We start from the raw sequence: 1,956 nt of genomic DNA, 5'->3' as shown, positions 1-1,956 counted from the left end.
CTCCGGCAGACAGCTTGAATCATCTTCGAACCGATTTGGGAATCCATCGCGATTCACTCAGATCGGGAACCGCTCTAGACTGCGCGGCCCGCCAAAACCCCGACTCGTGGTTTTACGGATGCATCACGGTGAATGCGCCAGCAGCACGCGCATCACCTCTCGGTGCTCCCGGCCGTGAGCGCCATCCGCACGGCGTCGGGATGGCGCGCGATCGTCTGGAGAAAGCTCCGGGCCGCCGTGTCCGGCTCCGAGCGGCCCTGCTCCCAATTGCGCAGCGTCGCCGGATCGAGCCCGAACTGGAGCGCGAAGCCCTCCTGGGACAGTCCGGTCGCCTCGCGGATCGCCCGCACGTCGACAGCCTCGGGCGCGCCGTAGGGTGCCAGCGTGACGCCACAGGCCGCGAGGTCGCTCTCCAGAACCGCGGCGTCCTCGACCATCGGCAGCGCGACGATCGTCCGCCCATGGTCGAACAGCTCGTTCACGGCGGTGTGGGCCTGGCGCAGCGACAGATGGCGCTTGGCCAGCGCCAAGGCCGCCCCCGGGGCGTTCAGCCGACCGCGCTCACTTTCGAGGAGAAACCTTCCGGGTGAACCGGAGGCGACCCGGGGCACGTCCCGGACCCGCACCCGAGGTCCGGCGCGCTCCTCCAACCACGATCGAATCGACATCGAGCGCCTCCATCACCTCCTGGACGATGTCTCGCAGCACGGCGACGCCGAGCGCATTCGCTCCGACGTCGATGCCATGCAGATGCAGTCCGCGCAGATAGAGGCAGCGCTCGACCAGATCGACCTCGGCCATGACCATCATCGGAATCGGCCGGTATCGATCGTGGCGACCGCGATGCCGTCCACTCCCTCGACGAGGTCGATCTTCATCGCCGGCCGACCCATTATCTACGCAAGTTGCGCAGCAGTTCAAGGGCCGGTGCTCACCGCCCGTCCGGCCCGACCTCGCCCCAGAACTCTTCCACAAGGGCGGCGATCTCGGCCGGCTTCTCCTCGTGGGCGAGGTGGCCCAGGGTGCGCAGGCAGACGACGCGGGAGCCCGGCACGCGGTCGCGGGCCTGGAAGGACTCGTCGGGCGGCACCGTGCCGTCGCGGCCGCCGGCGATCAGCAGCAGCGGCACCGCCAGACGCGGCAGCGCGGCGGTCAGCGGCTCGAGGTCCCAGTTCGCCATCATGGCGAGCGCCGCGTGGACGTGGCCCGGATTGCGGGCGAGCCGAGCGTACAGCTCCTCGCCCTCGGGCGTGATGGTCGAGCCGGTGCTGGCCAGGATGCCGCGGATCGGTCCGCGGCCCTCGGCCCACCAGGCGAAGGCGCGGGCCGTGAGCGTGTTGGAGGCGAGCACCCGGGCGATCGGCGCGAAGGTGTGGCCGGCGACGCCGCGAAACGGCATCAGGGCGCCGTTGACCGAGACGATGCCGCGCGGCGCGATCATGCCGTCGAGCGTCATGCGGATCAGCACGGCGGCGCCGGCCGAGTGGCCGGCGACGAGGTCGGGCCGGATCGCCAGCGCGGCGAGCAGGTCGCGGATGGCGCTCGCCATGCCGGGAAGCGACAGGCTGGTGTCGTCGGCGATGCGGGTGAAGCCGTGGCCCGGAAGGTCGGGCGCCACCACGGTGAAGCGCGCGGCGAGACGCGGCGCCAGGTCGCGCCAGGAATGAGTCGCGGCGCCGGTGCCGTGCAGGAGCAGGAGCGTCGGCCCCTGCCCCATGGTCTGAACGTGCCAGTGGATCCCGCCCGCCTCGACGAAGCGGCTCGCCTCCCGGTTCGGCCAGTCGCGGCCGTCCCGCTCCCACGCCAGACGATCATTCATTCTGAAACGTCACGATTGAAAATATCTGTCGAGCCGCAGCCCGAAATACGACCCACCTCCGCGGCCGGATCACGACCGAGTCGACATCCTGCGCCGTCCGGCCGGCATTCGCCGGTCGCGGCGGCAGGGACTCATTT

3 protein-coding genes are annotated in these 1,956 nt (G+C 70.2%); all 3 read right to left on the bottom strand.

Going from position 1 to position 1,956, the window contains the following annotated elements:
* Positions 1–152: 152 nt before the first annotated feature.
* The 3 genes from CH341_RS26585 to bchO all read right to left on the bottom strand — a co-directional run bounded on the left by CH341_RS26585 (position 153) and on the right by bchO (position 1,819).
* Positions 153–530 (bottom strand): helix-turn-helix domain-containing protein, encoded by a 378-nt coding sequence (locus tag CH341_RS26585; RefSeq protein ID WP_210208625.1) that lies wholly within the window; start codon positions 528–530, stop codon positions 153–155.
* Between the two features lie 31 nt (positions 531–561).
* A complete protein-coding gene (locus CH341_RS26580; protein WP_146604634.1) occupies positions 562–801 on the bottom strand; it encodes a hypothetical protein in 240 nt (79 codons plus the stop codon).
* A 130-nt stretch (positions 802–931) separates the two neighbouring features.
* Entirely contained in the window at positions 932–1,819 is an 888-nt protein-coding gene (gene bchO, locus CH341_RS26575; protein ID WP_111421976.1) for an alpha/beta fold hydrolase BchO, read from the bottom strand.
* Positions 1,820–1,956 lie beyond the last annotated feature (137 nt).

This window comes from Rhodoplanes roseus, from assembly GCF_003258865.1.
GTDB lineage: Bacteria > Pseudomonadota > Alphaproteobacteria > Rhizobiales > Xanthobacteraceae > Rhodoplanes > Rhodoplanes roseus.
This window is presented reverse-complemented; position numbering and strand designations above follow the sequence as displayed.

Coding starts and splice junctions, on each gene's coding strand:
- CH341_RS26580 (WP_146604634.1), bottom strand. CDS start 801: ATGGCCGAGGTCGATCTGGTCGAGCGCTGCCTCTATCTGCGCGGACTG.
- bchO (WP_111421976.1), bottom strand. CDS start 1,819: ATGAATGATCGTCTGGCGTGGGAGCGGGACGGCCGCGACTGGCCGAAC.